Origin of the sequence: Flavobacterium ginsenosidimutans (genome assembly GCF_037478105.1) — a bacterium.
Lineage (GTDB): Bacteria > Bacteroidota > Bacteroidia > Flavobacteriales > Flavobacteriaceae > Flavobacterium > Flavobacterium ginsenosidimutans.
The window spans coordinates 481399-501706 of the sequence record NZ_CP147988.1; the positions used below are offsets into that span (position 1 = coordinate 481399).

Below are 20308 nucleotides of genomic sequence, written 5' to 3' on the forward strand. Positions count from 1 at the left end.
TTCAGTTGTTAAATTGTTTGAAGTTTCACATTTAAATAACTTTTTGCACTTTTTCACGCAATGCTTTTTTCTTAATTTTACCGAAAATCAAATTTTATCATGAGTTTTAAAGGTTGTCTTCCTCCTCCATAAATTAATAATGCTTCTTTAGTATTGACACTTGACTGAATCTTCAGTCCGATTTGTTGTGTCTTTACCTCAATCACATTATTAATATTCAAAAAATATCCTCCCAAAAAAGGATAGACAACTTCTTATGAAAAAATCTTATTTGATACTGCATTCTGCAGTTTTACTTGCTGGTTTTACTGGCGTTTTCGGAAAACTTATTTCTCTTAACGAAATTACTTTAGTTTGGTATAGAGTATTATTTGCTTCTATTATTCTCTTTTTCATTTTAAAAATTTACAATCTTAAAATGCTAAAGTCATTTTCTGAAGCGGTAAAAATTTCTAAAGCTGGAATCTTGATTACCATTCATTGGGTTTTCTTTTATGCCAGCATTAAATATTCTAACATATCTATTGCGTTGTCTGTTATTGTCTGACTAGTTTTTTCACAGCTTTTTTCGAGCCTATTCTCAATAAAAAAAGATTCAATCTAGTTCAGGTTTTATTAAGTATGCTAACTTTATTAGGGATAAGTTTAATTTTCCATTTTGATTCTTCGTATCAGCTTGGAATTTTACTTGGAGTAATTTCTTCTGCATTTGCTGCTTTGTACACTATTTACAATGAAAGACTCGTACAATTTTATGACAGTAAATTAATTAATTTTTATCAGATGCTTGGCGGAACTTTAGTTTTAGGATTTGCACTGCCATTTTATTTTTACAATTTTCCAGACCAAACTTTCATTCCAAGCTTAACAGATACTTTCTATTTATTGATCTTAGCGTCATGTTGCACCGTTGCGCTTTATGTTATGTTTGCGGAATCACTTAAAAAAATTCCTGCTTTCACTATAAATCTAACTTTCAACCTAGAGCCCATTTATTCTATAATATTAGCTTTTTTATTTTTTAACGAAGGACAATCAGTCAATTTCTCATTTTATATCGGAATAAGCTTGGTAATGACTTCCGTTTTACTGCAATCTATTATTTCTATTCGAAAGAAAAATACGGTAGAGCCACAAACCTCTTAAAAGTATAAAACAAAAAAAACTCCTTTGTACAAAAGGAGTTTTTCTTTTTATCGATATTTTTTAATCATTCAATCCCTTTCCATCTAAAATTCGCGGAATATTTTTTTCTACTCTCGCCTCTCTTGTTTTAGATTGTTTAGGCTGAGAAAAATGAAGTAAATATGCACGTTGTCTTCCAGGAGTTAAAGTATAAAAAGCTTTTTTAAAATCAGAATCCGTATCAAATTTATTCTGAAGTTCTTCGGCAATTTCAAATTCAGAAACTTTTTTCAGTTCTACTTTTTGCCCTGACTTTTCAATTTCAGCCGCTTCAAAAATATACTTTTTCAAAATTTCTTTCTTGGCCAAAATATCTTGAGTATTCGTAAATCTAACTTGACGAGCCGCTTGTACATTCTCTGATTGCTGAATTAATATATTATCTGGATCTTTCATTAAAGCTCCTTTGAAAAACAAAAAAGCACAATATTCCTTAAATGAATGAATCAAAACAATATTTGCATTATCAAAAGTGTAACATGGACATCCCCATTTTAATTCTTCTGATAAATGGCAATCTAAAACAATAGTTCTCATTTGTTCAAGTTCCGATTTCCATTTTTCTGCTTTCTCAAAATAAAAATCCACTTTAGAATTAGCACTATCTTCTGTCATATCCAATTTTATTAAAAAATAGTTTACTAAAGATAATAAATCGTTTAATTAAAATTCAATCCCTTTAAGAATTCCTCTTTTTGAGTTACAAATAAAATTTAAGATTTTATCTCTTTCCAAAGTCTGCTCAAATTCGCTTTTAACTAATTCTAACGCAAACTTTGTATTTCTTTTTTCTTGAAATATAATTTTATAAATAGCTTTTAGTTCATCGATTTTACAAGAGTCAAATTCACGCCTTTTTAATCCTACTGTATTTATCCCAGCAAAACGTAAAGGTTCATGCGCAACCATGATGTAAGGAGGAATATCTTTTACAACCCGACTTAAACCACTAATCATAGTATTTTCACCAATCGATGAAAACTGATGAATGGCTGTTAATCCGCTAATATTAGACCAATCTTCAACAGTTACTTCTCCTGCCATTCCAACACTAAAACCAATTATACAATTATTTCCAATAGCGCAATCATGACCAATATGTGCATTAGACATAATCAAATTAGAATTTCCGATACTAGTTGTGCCTTTGGAAATAGTTCCCTTATTTATCGTAACAAATTCCCTGATTATATTGTTATGTCCTATTTCCAAAAAAGTATATTCTCCTTTGTATTTTAAATCTTGTGGAATTCCACCTAAAACGGCATTAGAATGTATCTGACAATTTTCACCGATTCTTGTTCCTCTTAAAATTGAAACGTTATTCCCAATTTGAGTGTTTTTACCAATTATTACGTCGTCTTCTATAGTAACGCAGTTTCCAATATTGACATTGGTCCCAATTACAGCTTGTTTATGAATGAAAGTATTTTTCAATTTTTAGTATTTTAAAATAAACACAAAAATTGAAAAAGTTTAAATCATTTTTTTTGATGCAATATCAAATAATTGATGCCCGAATCCTGCTTAATGTTTCTTGGCTCACGCCGATCAATGATGCAATGTGTTTCAATTTAGCTTTTTTAATAATTTGAGGAAATGACTCTAACAGAAATAAATATTTTTTCTCAGCAGTCATTAAACGAAATAAATGATTGAATTCGTTTATTTTGGAAAGATAATATCGAAGCTGTTTAATATGAAACTTCACAAATAAGGGATATTCTAGCAAAGCCTGTTCATCTAAATAAGACAACGAATAAACAACTGTTTCTTCACAAGTTTGAAAATTCTCAAATGATGGCTTTTGTTCAAAAAAACTACTCATCGAAGTTATAAACTGATTATCGGTATAAATCCACTTTGTAACTTCTATACCATCTTCAATACAAAATCTTCTTACCGCACCATATTTTATAAAATAGATCTTATCACAGATTTTACCACCTTTAATAATAAAATCATTCTTTTTAAAAGTTTCTTCTACAAAATATTTTTTCAGTGCAAGTTCTGTCTCAGAATCTAATTCCTGAAAACCATTAATGACTTGAATTAGTTCTTCCATTTATTTTCTATATTATAATTTCAAATTTAAAGTTTTAATTCGAAAATTATAAAGCAATATAACCTACAAATGAAAACACTTACTCAAAGCCTTTTTTTTTCGCATTTTAAAGCCAAATTATTAAAATTACAGCTTCTATATCACAATAAAAAAGACATTTTTTTTAAGAGGTTTTCCCAAGGAAAATCCTTTAAGATTCCAGAAGATTGTTTACAATCCAGATTTTAGATTTTAGATTTTAGATTTTAGATTTTAGATTTTCTAAAAGTCGCTTCGCTCCTTTTTGGAATTTTACATATTGGAATTTAATTTTTTAGAATTTGATTTTGATCATAATCTTCGTTTCTTTGTAAAAACAGTTTCATTACATGATACACGCAAAAAATATACATAAATTCTACGACAAACTTGAAGTTTTAAAAGGAGTCGATTTACATATCAAAAAAGGCGAAATTGTTTCTATCGTTGGTGCTTCGGGTGCTGGAAAAACGACTTTGTTACAGATTTTAGGAACTTTAGATAAACCAGACCATAATCCTGAGTCATCTTTGACGATTAATGGTAAAAATGTTCTGGAACTTCAAGACATCAAAAATGACAATTCAAAACAAGAAAAGACATTTAAAATTATTACTGGTTTAGGTTCTTTTTATATCATTCTATTAACCGTTTTTTTATTGTTTTTTAGAAGCAAAATAGAGAACGATATTTTTGGTTATGCCACATGGGGAATATTATGTATGCCTATTTTTTTATTGGCGGTTTATTACAATCGTTATTTTAAAAAGAAAAGCAAACAAGACAAAATATTATCCGATTTTAGAAACTTAAATTTAGGTTTTATATTTCAGTTTCATCAGCTTTTACCTGAGTTTACAGCTTTAGAAAATGTTTGTATTCCGGCGCACATTGCAGGTAAAAAACCATCTGAAACAGAAAAAGAAGCTGTAAAACTCCTTAATTATTTAGGACTTTCACACAGAATCAATCATAAACCAAGCGAACTTTCGGGCGGAGAACAACAGCGTGTTGCGGTTGCAAGAGCTTTGATCAATAAACCTGATGTCATTTTTGCCGATGAACCTTCTGGAAATTTAGATACGCATTCTGCCGAAAATCTTCATCAATTGTTTTTTCAGCTTCGAGATGAGTTTGGACAGACTTTTGTCATTGTAACACACAACGAAGAATTAGCTAATATGGCCGATAGAAAATTGGTAATGTCTGACGGGCAAATTCTTTATTAATGCTTTTAATTACAATTAGCTGGATTTATATTTTATTCACAACCATTAATTTAGGTGTTGGTTTCGATAAAACAATGAAGCTCAGCAATAAAAATTTTGTAATTACATCTATACTTGGCTTATTCTCAACAACTATACTGGTAAGTATTTGGGCAATTTTCGGAAGAATTAATATCGAATTTCATATCGTTTTAATACTTCTGAATATTTTTTCATTGCTGAAATTTCGCAATTCGATTATTGATCTCTACAAGTCATTTTTATCAGAATTACAGCAATTGCAAAAAAGCCTAAAAATCATTTTAAGTATTGTTTCGGTTCTTATTATTTTACAATGTGCTTCAATTCCTTTTGTAATTGATAACGAATCCTATTATATCCAAACCATAAAATGGCTTAACGAATATGGCTTTGTAAAAGGACTTGCAAATCTTCATTTATTTTACGGACAAACGAGCGGCTGGCACATTACGCAAAGTGTTTTTAATTTTTCCTTTTTATACAAAAGTTTTAATGATTTAAGCGGTTTTTGTCTGTTGTTAGGAAATATATTTGCCATTCAGAAACTAAATGAATACAGCAAAAATGGCAACAAAAATTATCTGTTAATTGGATTGCTTCCTTTATTTAATATTTTCTTTTTTCAATTTATAAGCGCACCTTCTCCAGATATTCCTGTTTACATTTTCTCGTTTATTTTCTTCTTTTATTTTTTAGATAACTTCAAACAAATAACTTCAGAGACATTTGATTTGCTTTTGGTTTTAGTTCTTTTTTTGCTTTATATCAAAAACACAACGATAACATTCGCTATTTTTCCTTTAGTTCTATTAGCCTTTAATTTCAAATCATTATCAGGAAAACTTCTAAAACCTATTTTATTAAGCACATTAGTAATTGTACTTTTTTTCATTAAAAATCTAATTATCTGCGGATCGCCTCTTTTTCCATCTAAAATATTCACAGCATTTGCAACAGATTATGCTATCCCGAGTACAATTCAGACCTTTTATTACGACAACCTAAAATATTACGGCTATTTTATTACAGCTGAACAATATAATTCAATGTCGGTTTGGGATTTATTTGTAAGATGGATTACGTTGCCAAAACTGAATGGATTATTTAATAAACTCAGCGTATTTTTTATTTTAGTCTTACCCTTTTTTATTTATAAATTTAAAAATGAAAAAGCGCTTTGGCTACTGTATGTCAATATGATATTACAAATATGTTTACTTTTAATAACCTCTCCGCAATATCGTTTTTTCATTCATTTCGTTTTATTTTTCTCTCCCTTTTGTTTGATCTGTTTGATACAGAACAAAAAAACAATCAATGCCTTATTAGTGCTCTCGCAAATCCCAATTGCAATTATTTTATTTTTTCCTTTTAATCTAAGTAAATTTGCAAATCATAAATCGTTGATGGAAATAAGTACATTTTCTTCTAACAATATTGTTTTTCCGTTCCAAAATTCAAAAAACAATACCTCTTTTGAAATTATACAATTAGGAAATTTAAAGTATAATTCTCCTCAAAAAAATGATTTTTTATGGGCAAGTGGTAATGGAGATTTACCTTGTGTCAATAAAAAACAAATTGATACTTTTGAAAAATACTTTCAGTACATTCCTCAAATGCGTACTCATGAATTAAAAGACGGATTTTACGCGAAAAAAATCTCAATAAATGAATAAATCAGAACTCAAAGAATTTCTAGACGAAAAAGTCATTCAATATAACAATCAGGATTTTATAGAAAGTGATCCTGTACAGATTCCGCATCTTTTTACCCAAAAAGAAGATATTGAAATCGCTGGTTTTCTAAGCGCTTCAATTGCTTGGGGAAACCGTAAAATGATCATTAAGAATTCGCATAAAATGATGGAATTAATGGGTAACACGCCTTACGATTTCGTTATGTCGCATTCTGACGAAGACTTAGCAAAACTGGAAACTTTTGTCCACAGAACTTTCAACGGACACGATTTTGCTGGTTTCATAAAAGGTTTAAATAACATCTACAAAAACCACAACGGACTTGAAGCTGTTTTTGCCAAAAATCAGGAAAAAGATAGCTTGCAGAAAAGTATCAGTGAATTCAAAAAGATATTTTTTGAAACAGATCATTTAGCTCGAACTCAAAAACACATTTCAGATCCATTAAACAATTCGGCAGCAAAGAGAATCAACATGTACTTGCGCTGGATGGTGCGCCAAGACGCAAAAGGAGTCGATTTAGGAATCTGGAAAAGTATTTCTCCATCTGTTTTATCTTGCCCGCTTGATGTGCATTCAGGAAATGTTGCCCGTAAACTTGGTATTTTAGAACGAAAACAAAACGATGCAAAAGCATTAGCAGAATTAGACAAAAAACTTCGCGAAATGGACGCTCAAGATCCTGTAAAATATGATTTTGCTTTGTTTGGATTGGGAGTTTTTGAAGGTTTTTAAATTGTTTAAAATCTAAAATTATACGATTGTCAGGCTGAGCGAAGTCGAAGCCCACGCTCCAATCGTTACGCTCTTCAACTTCGCTCAGAGTGACATTCAAAGTGGCAATACGACATCAAAAATTACAAATTCAACAAAAAACCATGAATTTAACGTACATTTGCACAAAATTTAAAGCAAATGAGCACTTTCGAAAAATTCAATCTTCCAAAATCATTACAAAAAGCAGTTGACGAATTGGGATTTGTTACGCCTACTCCTATTCAAGAAAAATCTTTTTCTGTAATCATGTCTGGACGTGATATGATGGGAATTGCACAAACTGGAACCGGTAAAACATTTGCTTATTTACTGCCTCTTTTAAAGCTTTATAAATTCACTCATACCAATACTCCAAAGATTGTAATTCTAGTTCCAACTCGTGAATTAGTTGTTCAGGTGGTTGAAGAAGTAGAAAAACTGACTACATATATGTCGGTTAAAACTTTAGGTATTTACGGAGGTGTAAACATCAATACACAGAAAAAAGCCGTTTATGAAGGTGTTGACATTTTAGTTGGTACGCCTGGACGTACAATGGATTTAGCGCTTGACGCAGTTGTTCGTTTTGATGAAACTCAAAAACTAGTTATTGACGAGTTTGACGAAATGCTGAATTTAGGTTTCAGACCACAGCTGACTTCGCTTTTTGCAATGATGAAAACCAAACGTCAAAACATTCTTTTCTCAGCAACGATGACAGATGAAGTTGATGATTTATTAAATGATTATTTCGATTTTCCTGAAGAAGTGACATTGGCGCCATCAGGAACTCCGCTTGAAAAAATCACACAGCTTACTTATAATGTTCCGAATTTTAATACCAAAGTAAATCTTTTAAAACATTTACTAGAAAACGATGAAAGTATGAGTCGTATTTTGGTTTTCGTAAACAATAAAAAGATTTCAGATATGCTTTTCAATCGTATTGATGAGCTTTTTGAAGGACAATTTGGTGTAATTCACTCGAATAAATCTCAGAATTACCGTTTGAGTACGATGGCTGAATTCCAAGAAGGAAATCTTCGTGGCTTAATTACAACCGACGTTATGGCGAGAGGTTTGGATATTTCTAATATCACACACGTAATTAACTTTGAACTTCCAGAAGAGCCAGAATTGTATATGCACAGAATTGGTCGTACAGGTCGTGCAGACGCAACGGGAACTGCAATTAGTTTTGTTACTCCAAGAGAAGAAGAATTCAAAATTGAAACAGAACTTTTAATGGATCAAGAGCTAAAAATAGCTGATTTCCCTGAAGAAGTTGAAATCTCAGAAAAGCTTATTGAAGCTGAAAAAGATAAATTACCGAGAAAGTTTTTAATGAAAAAACCAAAACTAGAAGGTGACGGTGCTTTTCACGAAAAATCTAAAAAGAACCAAAAAGTAAATCTTGGAGGTCCTTCAAAAACAAAAAAGAAAACTCACGGTTCTGTCAACAGAAATATGTTGAAGACAAGAAATGAGAAGAAGAAAAAAAAATAGCATTTTTTTTTAGATGCTAAGCTACTAAGTTGCTAAGGTTCTAAGGTTTTTATATAATACTAAAAAAGGGCAAAGATTCTTTGAATCTTTGCCCTTTTTAATCTTAGAAGCTTAGCATCTTAGAACCTTAGCAACTTTTCTAAATTTTCGTAAAAACCAATCCTACTGGTGAACACAACTGTATTCTTCTTCCAGTATCTGTAATTTTTCCTGTTGCGATATCTCTTTTAAAAATAACTATATCATTAGTATATTGATGCCCTACTAAAAGGTAATTTCCTGTTGGATCAATAGCAAAATCTCTTGGACCTTTTCCTAATGTGCTTTGCTGTTCTACTAATTCTAAAGCTCCTGTTTTAAGAATTTTGTAAACTGAAATAGCATTAGCATCAACACGGTCAGAAACATATAAAAAGTTTCCGTCAGGAGAAAGTTTGATTGCCGCTGCTCCTGTTCCTCCTTTAAAATCTTTTGGCAAAATACTTGTTTCAGCAACTACTTTTAAACTTCCTGTTTTATCCCAGCTTAAAGTCGTCAAAGTTCCATCTAATTCCTGAACTAAATAAACAAATTTCCCATCTTTGCTAAAAGTTAAATGCCTTGGCCCACTTCCTGGTTTTACGTCTACACTTCCTTTTAAAGTTAGAATTTCGCTTTTCGAAGCTGGATTATATTTATAAATAAAAACTTTATCTAAACCTAAATCGTTCGAAAGCACAAACTTTTTATCTGGTGAAAAAGCAACCATGTGCACGTGCGCTTTTTCCTGACGAGCCGCATTTGGTCCTTTTCCTTCATGCTGAATCAATTGCTGAACTTCTGTAATGCTTCCATCAGTGTTTTTCTTAAAAACTACAAGGTTTCCACCAGAATAATTCGCAACGATTACATTTTTATCATCATTAATCAAATGGCAAGGATCTGCTCCTAAAGCATCATTTTTATTCAAAAAACTCACTTTGCCAGAACCTGAATCGTACGAAAATGCACTTACAGTACTTTGTGTTCCGTTTTCGTTTACTGCATAAATAAACTTATTATCAGCAGAAACCGATAAATAACTTGGACTCACAACATTTTCAGAAGAATTTTTCAATTTATATTCACCATTTGTAACGTCAAATTCATAAACATAGATTCCGTTGCTTTGGCAAGTATTGGTGTAAGTTCCAACCAATAAATTGAATTTATTTTGAGCTTTAGCTGTGGTTAATGATAAAGCTGAAAATAACACTAGATATATTTTTTTCATAGTTTGTTTTTTTTGAATTAGCTAAAATAAGCAATAATATCTGTTCAAAATAAATTCTTTATCACAAAGAATTTACAAAAGTTGCCTATTTTGATATTTTTTAAAACCATATAAGTTATAGTAAGTTCGACTTTGCACTTTCGACTTTCGACTTTGTACTTTTCTTATAATCTCTTACATGAACATATATGGTTTAATAAATTTTTAATTCGTATTTTTGACCAGCATCTTCGCGAAAAACAAAACGTAGTGAAGTAAATCGAAGCCAGAATGCATTTTAAACATCCCGAAATTCTATACTTTCTGTTTTTATTGATCGTTCCAATTTTGGTTCACTTATTTCAATTAAGACGATTTAAAACTTCTTATTTTACCAATGTTCGATTCTTAAAAGAACTTGCTATTCAGACCCGTAAAAGTTCTAAAATCAAAAAAAGACTTTTATTAGCCACACGTTTATTATTGCTTACTTGTGCAATTATCGCGTTTGCACAACCTTTTTTTGAAGCCAGTGACAGTAAAAACGCTTCAAACGAGATGTATATTGTTCTGGACAATTCGTTCAGTATGCAGGCAAAAGGCAAAAAAGGCGAATTATTAAAAAGAGCTGTTCAGGAATTACTTGAAAATACTCCAGAAAACACTCAGTTTTCACTTTTAACAAACACCGAAAATTTCTGGAATACCGATATAAAATCATCTAAAAGTGCTTTACAAAATCTAAAATACAGCGCAACTTCTTTTGATCTTGCAGCAATTACAGCTAAAATTAAAGCTCATAAATCGGCTTATAAAAAAGATATTGTTATTATTACAGATGCCGTTGGTTTAAAAGAAAAAGATATTGCTACTATAGATTTTGATGAAAAACCATATTTCATCGTTCCAGAAGCAGAACAGAAAAACAATGTTTCCATTGACAGCGTTTACATTAATCAGACTTTAGAAAACTTCTACGAAATTGGCATTAATTTGTCTGCTTATGGCGAAGACTTCAAACCTATTTCTACAGCTTTATACAATCAAAATAAACTGATTGCCAAAACAATTATCAATTTTGACACGAAGAAAAAGAAAATCAATTTTACCATTCCAAAAGAAGCTTTTCATGGTTATGTGGCAATTGAAGACAACGGTTTAAGTTATGATAACAAATTGTTTTTCAGTATTTCTAAAAACAAAAAAACAAACGTTATCAGCATTGGCGAACCTGAAAAAAGTAATTTCTTATCGAGAATTTATACCTCTGCAGAATTCAATTATAACAATTACCCAATCAGCGCTTTAGATTATAATAGTTTAGAAAAACAAAATACGATTATTCTAAACGAATTAATTGACATTCCGCAGGCATTGCAGACGACTTTAAAAGCTTTTGTTTCTAAAGGCGGAAATTTGGTTGTCATTCCATCTGAGAAAACTTCTCTTTCGAGCTTAAATGCATTATTAGGCAATTTTGGAAAAATTCAATTCGGAAATTTAGAAACCAACAGCAAATTAATCACTAAAATTAATTTCGATCATCCTTTATTTTCAGGCGTTTTTGAAAACAAAATAACAAATTTCCAATACCCAAAAGTAAGCAGTTCATTTGCTGTTTCGAGTTCATATCCAGCTGTGCTTTCATTTGAAGACCAAACTGCTTTTGTGACTTCTGTCCAAAATCAAGTTTCTGGAATAACGGTTTTTACAGCGCCAATAAATAGTGCAAATTCAAATTTTCAGCAATCGCCTTTAATTGTTCCATTATTTTATAAAATTGCGCAGAACAATCAGAAAACTGGCGTAAATGCTTTAACAATAGGAAACAATCAGCCTTATTTTGTTGATGTTTTATTGACTAAAGATGCCATTTTGGAAGTAAAAGGAACAGAAGATTCTTTTATCCCGATTCAGCAGATTTTAAACAATAAAGTCAAATTAACTTTCAATGATTTTCCTGAAACCGCTGGAAATTATAGTGTTTTTGACAAAAAAGAATGGGTAGAAAATATCAGTTTTAATTACAAAAGAACCGAAAGTGATTTGAGTCAAGTAAACACGAATGTAGTTTCTGATTTCAAAACTGCCGATACCATTTCGACCATTTTTAATACACTACAAACTGAGCGAACTGACAGCCAAATTTGGAAATGGTTTGTTATCTTTGCACTGTTATTTTTAGCATTAGAAATGGCAATTATAAAATTTGTGAAATAGCATTTGCATTTGTTTTAAAGGCATTTTACTTTTTACAAAAATCATTTTACGACAAAAAAATATCTACATATGAAACTAATCATCAAAAGCGCCAAAATTATCGACTCAAAAAGTCCGTTTCACAACAAGACTGTTGATCTTTTAATTGCAGATGGTGTAATAGAAAAAATAGGCGTTTCTCTTCCAAACGATGACGCTGAAGTGGTACGATTTGACAATCTTCATGTTTCTCAAGGCTGGTTTGACAGCAGTGTTTCTCTTGGAGAACCAGGTTACGAAGACAGAGAAACTATCGCAAACGGTCTAAATGTTGCTGCAAAAAGCGGATTCACAGCAATTGGATTACAGCCAAATTCTTTACCAATTATTGACAATCAATCTCAGGTAAATTTTGTAAAAAACAAAGCAAATGGTTTTGCAACAGAAATTTTCCCAATCGGTGCTTTAACTAAAGCCAGCGAAGGAAAAGATATGGCAGAACTTTTTGATATGAAAAATTCTGGAGCAATTGCTTTTGGAGATTACAACAAAAGTATTGACAATGCTAATATCCTGAAAATTGCTTTACAATATGTTCAAGATTTCGACGGATTGGTAATTGCATATTCGCAAGATCCGAACATTAAAGGAAATGGTGTTGCCAATGAAGGAATTGTTTCTACAAGATTAGGTTTAAAAGGAATTCCGAATCTAGCGGAAGAATTGCAGATTTCAAGAAACTTATTTTTATTAGAATATACTGGCGGAAGACTTCATATTCCGACTATTTCTACAGCAAAATCGGTTGAATTAATTAGAGAAGCCAAAGCTAAAGGTTTACAAGTAACTTGCAGTGCATCTGTACATCATTTGGTTTTAACGGATGAAAAACTGGACGGATTTGATACTCGTTTTAAAGTGACACCACCATTGCGTACGGAAGTTGACAGACAAGCTTTGCTTAACGGAGTTGCTGACGGAACTATCGATTTGATTACTTCAGACCATAATCCGATTGATATTGAATTCAAAAAAATGGAATTTGATACAGCAAAAAACGGAACTATTGGTTTAGAAAGCGCTTTCGGGGCTTTATTAACGGTTTTACCTGTAGAAACAATTGTAGCGAAATTAACTGCTGCGAGAAACGTTTTTGGTTTAGAAAATAACACAATTGAAGAAGGCTCAAAAGCTAATATCACTTTGTTTACAACAGAAGGAAAATCAACTTTTACGAAAGAAAATATTCTTTCAAAATCTAAAAATTCTGCTTTTTTAGGAACTGAACTTAAAGGTTCTGTTTACGGAATTTTAAATCAAAATCAACTAGTTACAAAATAATACAATGAATAATTCAGTCGAAGAAGGAAAACCAATCGCTATCACGAGTTACATTCTAATCATTGGTGTTTTGATCGCCATGAGCATGAATTCTGAAAACAAAAACAGTTTTGCTTCTTTTCATATACGTCAAGCTTTAGGTTTGTCTTTAACTTTTATTTCTTTAGGAGCAATCATAAGTAATTTCGATAGTTTTTTTATCACTTTCCCAATGTGGATCTGTATTTCAATTCTATGGACTTTTGGAATTTTTAATGCTATTCAAGGACAAATGAGACCGATTCCTTTAGTTGGGGAATTGTTTCAAAAATGGTTCAAGAAAATTGGATAAGTTTTTCAAAATTCAATTAAAAAATTCACAATTCCAAAGTTGGAAAATTCACAATTCACAACTTACAATTTACAATTAAAAAAAATGAATCTATCTTTAGAATATAAAATACAAGAACCAAAAGTAATTTTAGATAAAAACCCATTATTGCTTTTATTGCACGGATACGGCAGCAACGAAGCCGATTTATTCTCTTTTGCTTCAGAGCTACCAGACAATTATTACATCATTTCTGCTAGAGCACCTTACGATTTACAATATGGTGCTTACGCTTGGTACGCGATTAATTTCGATGCCGATCAAAATAAATTTTCAGATAATGAACAAGCAAAATCTTCTCGTGATGTAATTGCTAATTTCATTGACGAGTTGGTTGCTAATTACCCAATTGATGCTAATAATGTGACTTTAATCGGATTTAGTCAAGGATCTATTTTAAGTTATGCTACGGCACTTTCTTATCCAGAAAAAATTCAGCGAGTAGTTGCCATGAGCGGTTATTTCAATGAAGAAATTATTAAAGAAGGTTTTGAAAATAATAATTTCAAAAACTTAAAATTCTTCGCCTCACACGGAACTGTAGATCAAGTCATTCCGATTGAGTGGGCAAGAAAAACTCCAGCAATTTTAGAGAAATTAGATATTCCTATTGTTTACAAAGAATATCCTGTTGGACATGGAGTTGCACCTCAGAATTTCTTTGATTTTAAGAATTGGCTGGCTTTGTAAGTTTTCAGTCGCAGTCTCAGTTTTCAGTTAAAAAAATCAGCATGATAGATTGGTATAGAAAAAAGAGTTGGACAAAAGAAGATGAAGAACATTTCTTCGCCAAACTTTCTCGTGCAAGAAAAGATGGAAGAGCACAATATTTAAAAATTCAGGCAATAGAATTAGTTGAAACTAAAGAACCTAAACTTTTAAATGTCGCTAAAGAATTACTTGAAAAAATTCTTGATGAATATCCAAATGATAACTTTAATAAAAGTTCTGTTTATAATACTTTAGGAGATATTTTTTTACTTGAAAACACTACAGAAAAAGCAATTGAATATTATAAAAAATCAATCGATTTTGAAAAAGTTTATCCAAATGTAAAAACAGATTCTTATTTAATTTATTCTGAATTGATCATAAAAAATCAATTATCCCATGAATATTTAAGTGTTGAAAAGTTATTAGAAGAAACCATATCCGATTTATTATTTCCGATTGACAAGTATAAAGTATTTTCAATTCTAGCAATTCTCAATTACTATAATTCAAAAAAAGAAATCGCAAAAGAATACGCCGAGTTGGCAAATGAAAATGCTCAAGCAGAAACTTCAGGATTGCGTTATCACAAATATCTAGGAATTGTTTCACAAAGAGATAAATTCTTCGATGACTACATAGCTAAATTATAATAAAAAGATAGCATATTCAACAAAAAACACTTGAAAAATGAATATAAAACTTAATAATCCAGCTTTAATTTTAATTGATATCCAAAAAGGTTTTCATGATGTTGCTTATTGGGGCGGAGATCGCAATAATATAACTGCAGAAGAAAAAGCTGGGGAACTTCTGGAAATTTGGAGAAGCAAAAAACTGCCTATTTTTCACGTACAGCATTGCTCTTCAAATCCAAATTCGATATTAAACGAAACGAGTCCAGGAAATGAATTTCAAGATATTGTAAAACCTCTTGAAGGAGAAAAAATAATTAAAAAGAATGTCAATAGTGCTTTTATAGGAACAAACCTAAAAGAACTGATTGATGATGCAAAAATCACGAATCTTGTAATTGTGGGTTTGACTACAGATCATTGCGTTTCTACCACAACGAGAATGGCAGGTAATTTTGGTTATACCGTATATTTAGTTTCTGATGCAACTGCGACTTTCAATAAAAAAGGCATAAACGGAGAAGAATTCCCTGCTGAATTAATTCATCAAACCGCATTAGCAAGCTTAAATGATGAATTTGCTCAAGTAGTAACTTCTGAGTTTATTAAAGAGATTGTTTAGTATTCAGTCGCAGTCACAGTTTTCAGTCTTGAATTGTAAAAAAACTTTGATAAAGTTCTGACTGAAAACTGAGACTGCGACTGCAAACTTTATTCCCCTGTATAAAGAATCTTCTCTCCTTTTTTCAAAACATATCCTTTCCAAGGAATTAACTGCCAATCACCGTTAACCCAAGAATCTCCTTCAGATTTTCTTTCTAAAAGGATAGACTCTTTTTGAGTATCTAAGAAAAGTTCTGCTTTGTTTCCGTCAAAAATTACATAGGAAACCGTAGAATATGTTTTTCCATCTTCAGCATGGTTCAGTTTTGTACTATTTTCAAAAATTCGAATACATTCTTTTTTAAGTGTCGACCAAGTGTAGCCAGCAGAAGCTTTACAGCCGTTTGCATCAGAATCTCCTCCAACTAATCTTTTTTCCTGCGGTTCTTTTGGAGTTACATTTTCCTGAGAAACCTTTTTAGCGCAAGAAAACGTGCTTGCAACAATCAAAAACAAAAACATCTTTTTCATAATCCTATTTAATTTAAAGGTCAAAAAAAAATAGGATTAAAATCCTATTTTTGATATAACCAAGTTTGATTTACTTCAAAGGTAATATTATCGTCGTTATCAACAAAGTATTTTAACAAGACTTCTCCCCATAATTCTCCATTGCTATAATCTGCAATAATCCATCTATGGTTTAAGATTTTTACCTTATTGATGATAAATTTGTTTGGCCCAATTTGATCTTGTCCTGTATAAGGATTCCCTTTTGGGTTTGCATTGAAATCTAACAGCTTTTCAGTTACAACTGGAATCAGTTTTTCGTACAAAATCACTTTTCCGCCAGAAGCACTATTATCAAAATAATTTTGTGCATTTTCGTTATGCTCCAAAGAAAAATAGTCAGCTTCTGCTAATTGCGTTTTCACTAGATTAATACTGTCTCTTAGTTTCTTAGTCGTTTTATCGTATCTATTCTGTGCAAATTTTACTTCTCCGCTATAAAATGCGTAAGTAAACACATTCATTAAAATGGCAAGAATAAAAAGATAAAGCATTAAGGATTTTTTCATTGTGTGGTATAATTAAATTGTAATTTCTAAATTGTCGTAAGCCAAGAAAACATTTTCGGGAAGTTGTTTCTGCACTTCTTCATGAAAACCTAAAACGTGGCTGATATGGGTTAAATAAGCTCTCTCTGGCTTTACCAAATTGATAAAGTCAAGTGCTTCCTGTAAATTAAAATGTGTATCGTGAGGTTCAACGCGCAAAGCATTTACAACCAAAACTTTCAAACCTTTCAGTTTGTCTACTTCAGATTGTTCGATCGTTTTTACATCAGTTAAATAAGCAAAATCATCAATTCGATAACCAAAAACCTGCAAATCGCCATGCATTGCATTTATCGGTATTGCCATTTTGTCTCCAACAGCAAAAGGCGCATTGTTATGCACTTCGATTGTTTTTACACTCGGAGCTCCAGGATATTTATTTACAGTCTCAAAAACATAATCAAAACGGCGTCTTAAGTTGTCTAAAACGCGCTTATGTCCATAAATTGGAATTTCTCCTTGTCTAAAATTAAACGGACGTATATCGTCTAATCCAGCAGTATGATCTGCATGTTCGTGCGTAAAAAGAATTGCATCTAATTTTCTACATCCGCAAGAAAGCATTTGCTGCCTAAAATCGGGACCGCAATCGATTACAAATGAATGCTCCTCCCACGTAATCCAAATGGATACGCGGAGCCTTTTATCCTTAGCATCAGTGCTTTTACAAACGGGATGATCGATTCCGATAATCGGAATGCCTTGAGAAGTACCAGTACCTAAAAAATAGACCTTCAATTGAACTTAATTTTTTTACAAAAATAGGATTATTTCTCTTTCATTAGAACCCTAATTTACTAACTTTGTAACAAATCTATTTAAAATAAAATGGGTACAGAAATAAAACTCAAAGGTGACAAGGTCATCGAACAGATTCCTTCTATAAAAGACAAAGCATTACGCATTAATTTAAACGAGAATATTTACGGAACGTTTGCTGAAATTGGCGCTGGACAAGAGACTGTTAGGCATTTTTTTAGATCCGGAGGTTCTTCTGGAACTATTGCAAAAGCGATGTCTGCTTACGATAAAGATTTTAGTGATGCCGTTTATGGCGCTGAAACTGACGGAAGATATGTTACCGAAGAGCGTTTAAAAAAGATGCTTACCCATGAAAGCCAGATCATTGAAGAGCGTTTAAGCAGAGAAAAACACCCAACAAAACTTTTCTTTAGTTATGCTAACACTGTTGCGACGATAGATTTTGCTAAACAATTTAAAGGTCACGGATGGGTTGGAATTCGATACCAAATTGAACCAGACGAGGCTTATAACGAAATTATTCTTCACATTCGTTTTAAAGAAACTGACGCAAGACTACAACAAGAAACACTTGGTATTTTAGGAGTTAACTTAATTTACGGTGCTTTTTACAAATACAATGATCCAAAACGATTACTTCGTTATTTATACGATCACTTAGATAAAGACCAATTAGAAATCGATACCATCAACTTTTCTGGACCTCGTTTTGCCGACGTCGATAATCGTTTGATGAGTTTGCAATTGGTTAAAAACGGAATGACTGATGCCGTTATGTTTAATCCAGAAGGAAAAAACATTCTGCCAGCTGCCATTTTATACAAAAAAAACCTTTTGGCTTTAAGAGGAAGTTTCCGTCCTGTTACTAAAGTAAATATGGACATGTACGAGAAATCTTTGGAAATGTTTCTCAAAGAAAATAAGGTTGAAAAAAATAATACTCTTGTAATTTTTGAAATTACACTTTCGAATCTTCGTTCTGACGGTGAAATTGACGAAAGAGACTTCATGGATAGAGCTGAATTACTTTGTTCTCTTGGTCAAACGGTTATGATTTCGAATTTCCAAGAATACTATAAAGTAGTAGAGTATTTTGCTAATTATACCAAAGCTCGTATGGGATTAGCAATGGGTGTAAATAACCTTGTTGATATTTTTGATGAGAAATACTACCGTCATTTAAGTGGTGGAATCTTGGAGGCTTTCGGAAAATTATTCTATCGTGACATGAAAGTTTTCTTATATCCAATGTTAGATGAAGACGGTGCATTAATGAATTCGAACAACTTAAAAGTTCATCCAAGAATGAAAGAATTATACAAATTCTTCAAATTCAACGGAAAAGTGGTAGATATTGAAGATTACGATCCGAATATCTTGGATGTTTTCTCTAGAGAAATCTTAAAAATGATCAATCAAGGCAAAACTGGATGGGAACCGATGCTTCCTCCTGGAATTCCTGAAATTATAAAGGAACATCATCTTTTTGGATATCATCCACAGAAAGAATTAGAACAGAATACATAATAAAAAAGTCCCTTTATTGGGACTTTTTTATTAGTGTTCAGTCTCAGTTTTCAGTCTCAGTTTTTTTTGCAGTCGTCAGGCTGAAAACTGAAAACTGGGACTGAAAACTATTTCAAAATCTGCGAAGCGTGTTCTTTTGTTTTTACTTTTTCTATAACTTCTACTATGATTCCTTTTTCGTCGATTACGAAAGTAATTCTATTAATTCCGTCGTATTCTCTTCCCATGAATTTCTTTGGTCCCCAAACTCCAAATGCATTAATAACCGATTTGTCTTCATCGGCTAATAATGGAAAAGGCAATTCGTATTTTTCTTTGAATTTTACTTGCGCTTTTTGACTGTCGGCACTTACCCCAAGAAGCTCATAATTATTAGCTTGGAAACGGTGAAAATTATCTCTCAAATCACAAGCCTCAGCCGTACAACCCGGCGTACTTGCTTTTGGATAAAAGAAAACTACCAATTTTTTTCCAGCGTAATCTGCTAGTTTATGTGTTTTTCCGTCTTGATCTATTCCTGAAAAATTTGGCGCTTTATCCCCTGCTTTTAATGTTGTCATATCTTTTATTTTAGATTATTGATTTTAGATTTTTAGATTTAGCAAAGATAACTTATAACTAATAATTCTTTATTTTTACAGACATTAAAATCACCAAAATGAATAAAGAAGCTCGCGTACAATTTGTTATCGATAAATTAAAAGAACTCTACCCTACTATACCTGTTCCGCTTGACCACAAAGATCCTTACACACTTTTAATTGCTGTTTTACTATCCGCTCAATGTACAGATGTACGTGTGAACCAAATTACACCTTTGTTATTTGCAAAAGCTGACAATCCGTATGATATGGTTAAAATGTCGATTGAGGAAATCAAAGAAATTATACGTCCGTGTGGTTTGTCTCCAATGAAATCCAAAGGAATTCATGGTTTATCAGAGATTTTAATAGAAAAACATAATGGAGAAGTTCCGCAGAGTTTTGAAGCTCTTGAAGCTCTACCTGCCGTTGGCCACAAAACAGCTAGTGTTGTAATGTCACAGGCTTTTGGTGTTCCGGCATTTCCAGTAGATACTCATATTCACAGATTAATGCACAGATGGAATTTATCTAATGGAAAAAATGTTGCGCAAACTGAAAAAGATGCTAAAAGATTATTTCCAAGGGATTTATGGAATGACTTGCATTTGCAGATTATTTGGTACGGCCGAGAATATTCGCCTGCAAGAGGATGGAATTTAGAAAAAGATATTATCACCAAAACTGTTGGAAAAAAATCACTTATTGAAGAGATGGAAAAAACTGCAGCAAAAAAATAAGGCACAAAA

Annotated in this window: 21 protein-coding genes and 2 pseudogenes; 15 read left to right on the forward strand and 8 right to left on the reverse strand. The window is 31.8% G+C overall.

Translation table 11 applies throughout. The features are described 5' to 3' along the window. The first annotated feature begins 256 nt into the window (after positions 1 to 256). Complete coding sequence (locus V6624_RS02335) at positions 257 to 547, forward strand: hypothetical protein (protein WP_239455602.1); 291 nt, start codon at positions 257 to 259, stop codon at positions 545 to 547. 74 nt (positions 548 to 621) lie between these two features. Continuing rightward, positions 622 to 1146: a DMT family transporter gene (locus tag V6624_RS02340; RefSeq protein ID WP_239455601.1), complete on the forward strand. Its 525-nt coding sequence runs from the start codon at positions 622 to 624 to the stop codon at positions 1144 to 1146. A 60-nt stretch (positions 1147 to 1206) separates the two neighbouring features. Here the strand turns inward: V6624_RS02340 and V6624_RS02345 are convergent, their stop codons facing one another. From V6624_RS02345 to V6624_RS02355, 3 genes are all read right to left on the reverse strand, one after another. Beyond that, positions 1207 to 1800, reverse strand: coding sequence for a YdeI/OmpD-associated family protein (locus V6624_RS02345; protein ID WP_111284986.1), 594 nt, complete (start codon positions 1798 to 1800; stop codon positions 1207 to 1209). Between the two features lie 48 nt (positions 1801 to 1848). Then, positions 1849 to 2622 (reverse strand): acyl-ACP--UDP-N-acetylglucosamine O-acyltransferase, encoded by a 774-nt coding sequence (lpxA, locus tag V6624_RS02350; protein WP_111284985.1) that lies wholly within the window; start codon positions 2620 to 2622, stop codon positions 1849 to 1851. Between the two features lie 64 nt (positions 2623 to 2686). Beyond that, entirely contained in the window at positions 2687 to 3250 is a 564-nt protein-coding gene (locus V6624_RS02355; protein ID WP_111284984.1) for a Crp/Fnr family transcriptional regulator, read from the reverse strand. Positions 3251 to 3618: 368 nt separating this feature from the next. Here V6624_RS02355 and V6624_RS23685 point away from each other — a divergent pair. The 5 genes and pseudogenes from V6624_RS23685 to V6624_RS02375 all read left to right on the forward strand — a co-directional run. Further along, positions 3619 to 3843, forward strand: a pseudogene (locus V6624_RS23685) (ATP-binding cassette domain-containing protein); the annotation flags it as partial. Positions 3844 to 4047: 204 nt separating this feature from the next. Next, a pseudogene (locus V6624_RS23690) lies at positions 4048 to 4497 on the forward strand (ABC transporter ATP-binding protein); the annotation flags it as partial. Continuing rightward, positions 4497 to 6197, forward strand: a complete 1701-nt coding sequence (locus V6624_RS02365) for an LIC_10190 family membrane protein (protein WP_338840742.1) — start codon at positions 4497 to 4499, stop codon at positions 6195 to 6197. The pseudogene V6624_RS23690 and the gene V6624_RS02365, both read left to right, overlap by 1 nt. Beyond that, positions 6190 to 6954 carry a TIGR02757 family protein gene (locus V6624_RS02370; protein WP_338840743.1) on the forward strand — a complete coding sequence of 255 codons (765 nt, stop codon included), beginning with the start codon at positions 6190 to 6192 and terminating at the stop codon, positions 6952 to 6954. The genes V6624_RS02365 and V6624_RS02370 overlap by 8 nt, the downstream gene beginning before the upstream one ends. Positions 6955 to 7134: 180 nt before the next feature. Then, the gene (locus V6624_RS02375) at positions 7135 to 8481 is read left to right on the forward strand and encodes a DEAD/DEAH box helicase (protein ID WP_111286657.1); all 1347 of its coding nucleotides are present in this window, start codon (positions 7135 to 7137) and stop codon (positions 8479 to 8481) included. Between the two features lie 139 nt (positions 8482 to 8620). Here the strand turns inward: V6624_RS02375 and V6624_RS02380 are convergent, their stop codons facing one another. Then, on the reverse strand, positions 8621 to 9733 hold the full coding sequence (locus tag V6624_RS02380; protein WP_338840745.1) for a lactonase family protein: 1113 nt from the start codon (positions 9731 to 9733) through the stop codon (positions 8621 to 8623). A 270-nt stretch (positions 9734 to 10003) separates the two neighbouring features. Here V6624_RS02380 and V6624_RS02385 point away from each other — a divergent pair, with 270 nt between their 5' ends. The 6 genes from V6624_RS02385 to V6624_RS02410 all read left to right on the forward strand — a co-directional run bounded on the left by V6624_RS02385 (position 10004) and on the right by V6624_RS02410 (position 15590). Beyond that, a complete protein-coding gene (locus tag V6624_RS02385; protein WP_338840746.1) occupies positions 10004 to 11932 on the forward strand; it encodes a BatA and WFA domain-containing protein in 1929 nt (642 codons plus the stop codon). A 69-nt stretch (positions 11933 to 12001) separates the two neighbouring features. Beyond that, positions 12002 to 13252, forward strand: a complete 1251-nt coding sequence (locus V6624_RS02390) for a dihydroorotase (RefSeq protein ID WP_338840747.1) — start codon at positions 12002 to 12004, stop codon at positions 13250 to 13252. A gap of 4 nt (positions 13253 to 13256) precedes the next feature. Beyond that, positions 13257 to 13583, forward strand: coding sequence for a hypothetical protein (locus tag V6624_RS02395; RefSeq protein ID WP_111286666.1), 327 nt, complete (start codon positions 13257 to 13259; stop codon positions 13581 to 13583). Positions 13584 to 13667: 84 nt separating this feature from the next. Beyond that, positions 13668 to 14312 carry an alpha/beta hydrolase gene (locus V6624_RS02400; protein WP_338840748.1) on the forward strand — a complete coding sequence of 215 codons (645 nt, stop codon included), beginning with the start codon at positions 13668 to 13670 and terminating at the stop codon, positions 14310 to 14312. A gap of 41 nt (positions 14313 to 14353) precedes the next feature. Next, on the forward strand, positions 14354 to 14986 hold the full coding sequence (locus V6624_RS02405; protein ID WP_338840749.1) for a hypothetical protein: 633 nt from the start codon (positions 14354 to 14356) through the stop codon (positions 14984 to 14986). Positions 14987 to 15023: 37 nt separating this feature from the next. Continuing rightward, positions 15024 to 15590 (forward strand): cysteine hydrolase family protein, encoded by a 567-nt coding sequence (locus V6624_RS02410; protein WP_338840750.1) that lies wholly within the window; start codon positions 15024 to 15026, stop codon positions 15588 to 15590. An 89-nt stretch (positions 15591 to 15679) separates the two neighbouring features. Here V6624_RS02410 and V6624_RS02415 read toward each other — a convergent pair whose 3' ends face one another. From V6624_RS02415 to V6624_RS02425, 3 genes are read right to left on the reverse strand one after another with little or no spacing between them, the layout of a single operon-like run. Further along, positions 15680 to 16102, reverse strand: coding sequence for a hypothetical protein (locus V6624_RS02415; RefSeq protein ID WP_338840751.1), 423 nt, complete (start codon positions 16100 to 16102; stop codon positions 15680 to 15682). A gap of 44 nt (positions 16103 to 16146) precedes the next feature. Next, entirely contained in the window at positions 16147 to 16650 is a 504-nt protein-coding gene (locus V6624_RS02420; RefSeq protein ID WP_111286674.1) for a hypothetical protein, read from the reverse strand. 12 nt (positions 16651 to 16662) lie between these two features. Next, complete coding sequence (locus tag V6624_RS02425) at positions 16663 to 17427, reverse strand: MBL fold metallo-hydrolase (protein WP_338840752.1); 765 nt, start codon at positions 17425 to 17427, stop codon at positions 16663 to 16665. 90 nt (positions 17428 to 17517) lie between these two features. On the opposite strand from V6624_RS02425, the gene V6624_RS02430 reads away from it, so the two are divergent. Then, the gene (locus tag V6624_RS02430; RefSeq protein WP_111286678.1) at positions 17518 to 18978 is read left to right on the forward strand and encodes a TonB-dependent receptor; all 1461 of its coding nucleotides are present in this window, start codon (positions 17518 to 17520) and stop codon (positions 18976 to 18978) included. 107 nt (positions 18979 to 19085) lie between these two features. Here V6624_RS02430 and bcp read toward each other — a convergent pair whose 3' ends face one another. Then, positions 19086 to 19538: a thioredoxin-dependent thiol peroxidase gene (gene bcp / locus V6624_RS02435; RefSeq protein WP_111286680.1), complete on the reverse strand. Its 453-nt coding sequence runs from the start codon at positions 19536 to 19538 to the stop codon at positions 19086 to 19088. 98 nt (positions 19539 to 19636) lie between these two features. Here bcp and V6624_RS02440 point away from each other — a divergent pair, with 98 nt between their 5' ends. Continuing rightward, positions 19637 to 20299, forward strand: a complete 663-nt coding sequence (locus tag V6624_RS02440) for an endonuclease III domain-containing protein (RefSeq protein ID WP_111286682.1) — start codon at positions 19637 to 19639, stop codon at positions 20297 to 20299. Positions 20300 to 20308 lie beyond the last annotated feature (9 nt).

Excerpts from the sequence above, each read along its gene's own strand:
- V6624_RS02410 (WP_338840750.1), top strand. The coding sequence starts at position 15,024 with ATGAATATAAAACTTAATAATCCAGCTTTAATTTTAATTGATATCCAA.
- V6624_RS02365 (WP_338840742.1), top strand. The coding sequence starts at position 4,497 with ATGCTTTTAATTACAATTAGCTGGATTTATATTTTATTCACAACCATT.
- V6624_RS02355 (WP_111284984.1), bottom strand. The coding sequence starts at position 3,250 with ATGGAAGAACTAATTCAAGTCATTAATGGTTTTCAGGAATTAGATTCT.
- V6624_RS02400 (WP_338840748.1), top strand. The coding sequence starts at position 13,668 with ATGAATCTATCTTTAGAATATAAAATACAAGAACCAAAAGTAATTTTA.
- bcp (WP_111286680.1), bottom strand. The coding sequence starts at position 19,538 with ATGACAACATTAAAAGCAGGGGATAAAGCGCCAAATTTTTCAGGAATA.
- V6624_RS02335 (WP_239455602.1), top strand. The coding sequence starts at position 257 with ATGAAAAAATCTTATTTGATACTGCATTCTGCAGTTTTACTTGCTGGT.
- V6624_RS02370 (WP_338840743.1), top strand. The coding sequence starts at position 6,190 with ATGAATAAATCAGAACTCAAAGAATTTCTAGACGAAAAAGTCATTCAA.
- V6624_RS02375 (WP_111286657.1), top strand. The coding sequence starts at position 7,135 with ATGAGCACTTTCGAAAAATTCAATCTTCCAAAATCATTACAAAAAGCA.
- V6624_RS02430 (WP_111286678.1), top strand. The coding sequence starts at position 17,518 with ATGGGTACAGAAATAAAACTCAAAGGTGACAAGGTCATCGAACAGATT.
- V6624_RS02420 (WP_111286674.1), bottom strand. The coding sequence starts at position 16,650 with ATGAAAAAATCCTTAATGCTTTATCTTTTTATTCTTGCCATTTTAATG.
- V6624_RS02340 (WP_239455601.1), top strand. The coding sequence starts at position 622 with ATGCTAACTTTATTAGGGATAAGTTTAATTTTCCATTTTGATTCTTCG.
- V6624_RS02390 (WP_338840747.1), top strand. The coding sequence starts at position 12,002 with ATGAAACTAATCATCAAAAGCGCCAAAATTATCGACTCAAAAAGTCCG.
- V6624_RS02395 (WP_111286666.1), top strand. The coding sequence starts at position 13,257 with ATGAATAATTCAGTCGAAGAAGGAAAACCAATCGCTATCACGAGTTAC.
- V6624_RS02345 (WP_111284986.1), bottom strand. The coding sequence starts at position 1,800 with ATGACAGAAGATAGTGCTAATTCTAAAGTGGATTTTTATTTTGAGAAA.
- V6624_RS02440 (WP_111286682.1), top strand. The coding sequence starts at position 19,637 with ATGAATAAAGAAGCTCGCGTACAATTTGTTATCGATAAATTAAAAGAA.
- V6624_RS02385 (WP_338840746.1), top strand. The coding sequence starts at position 10,004 with ATGCATTTTAAACATCCCGAAATTCTATACTTTCTGTTTTTATTGATC.
- V6624_RS02405 (WP_338840749.1), top strand. The coding sequence starts at position 14,354 with ATGATAGATTGGTATAGAAAAAAGAGTTGGACAAAAGAAGATGAAGAA.
- V6624_RS02380 (WP_338840745.1), bottom strand. The coding sequence starts at position 9,733 with ATGAAAAAAATATATCTAGTGTTATTTTCAGCTTTATCATTAACCACA.
- V6624_RS02415 (WP_338840751.1), bottom strand. The coding sequence starts at position 16,102 with ATGAAAAAGATGTTTTTGTTTTTGATTGTTGCAAGCACGTTTTCTTGC.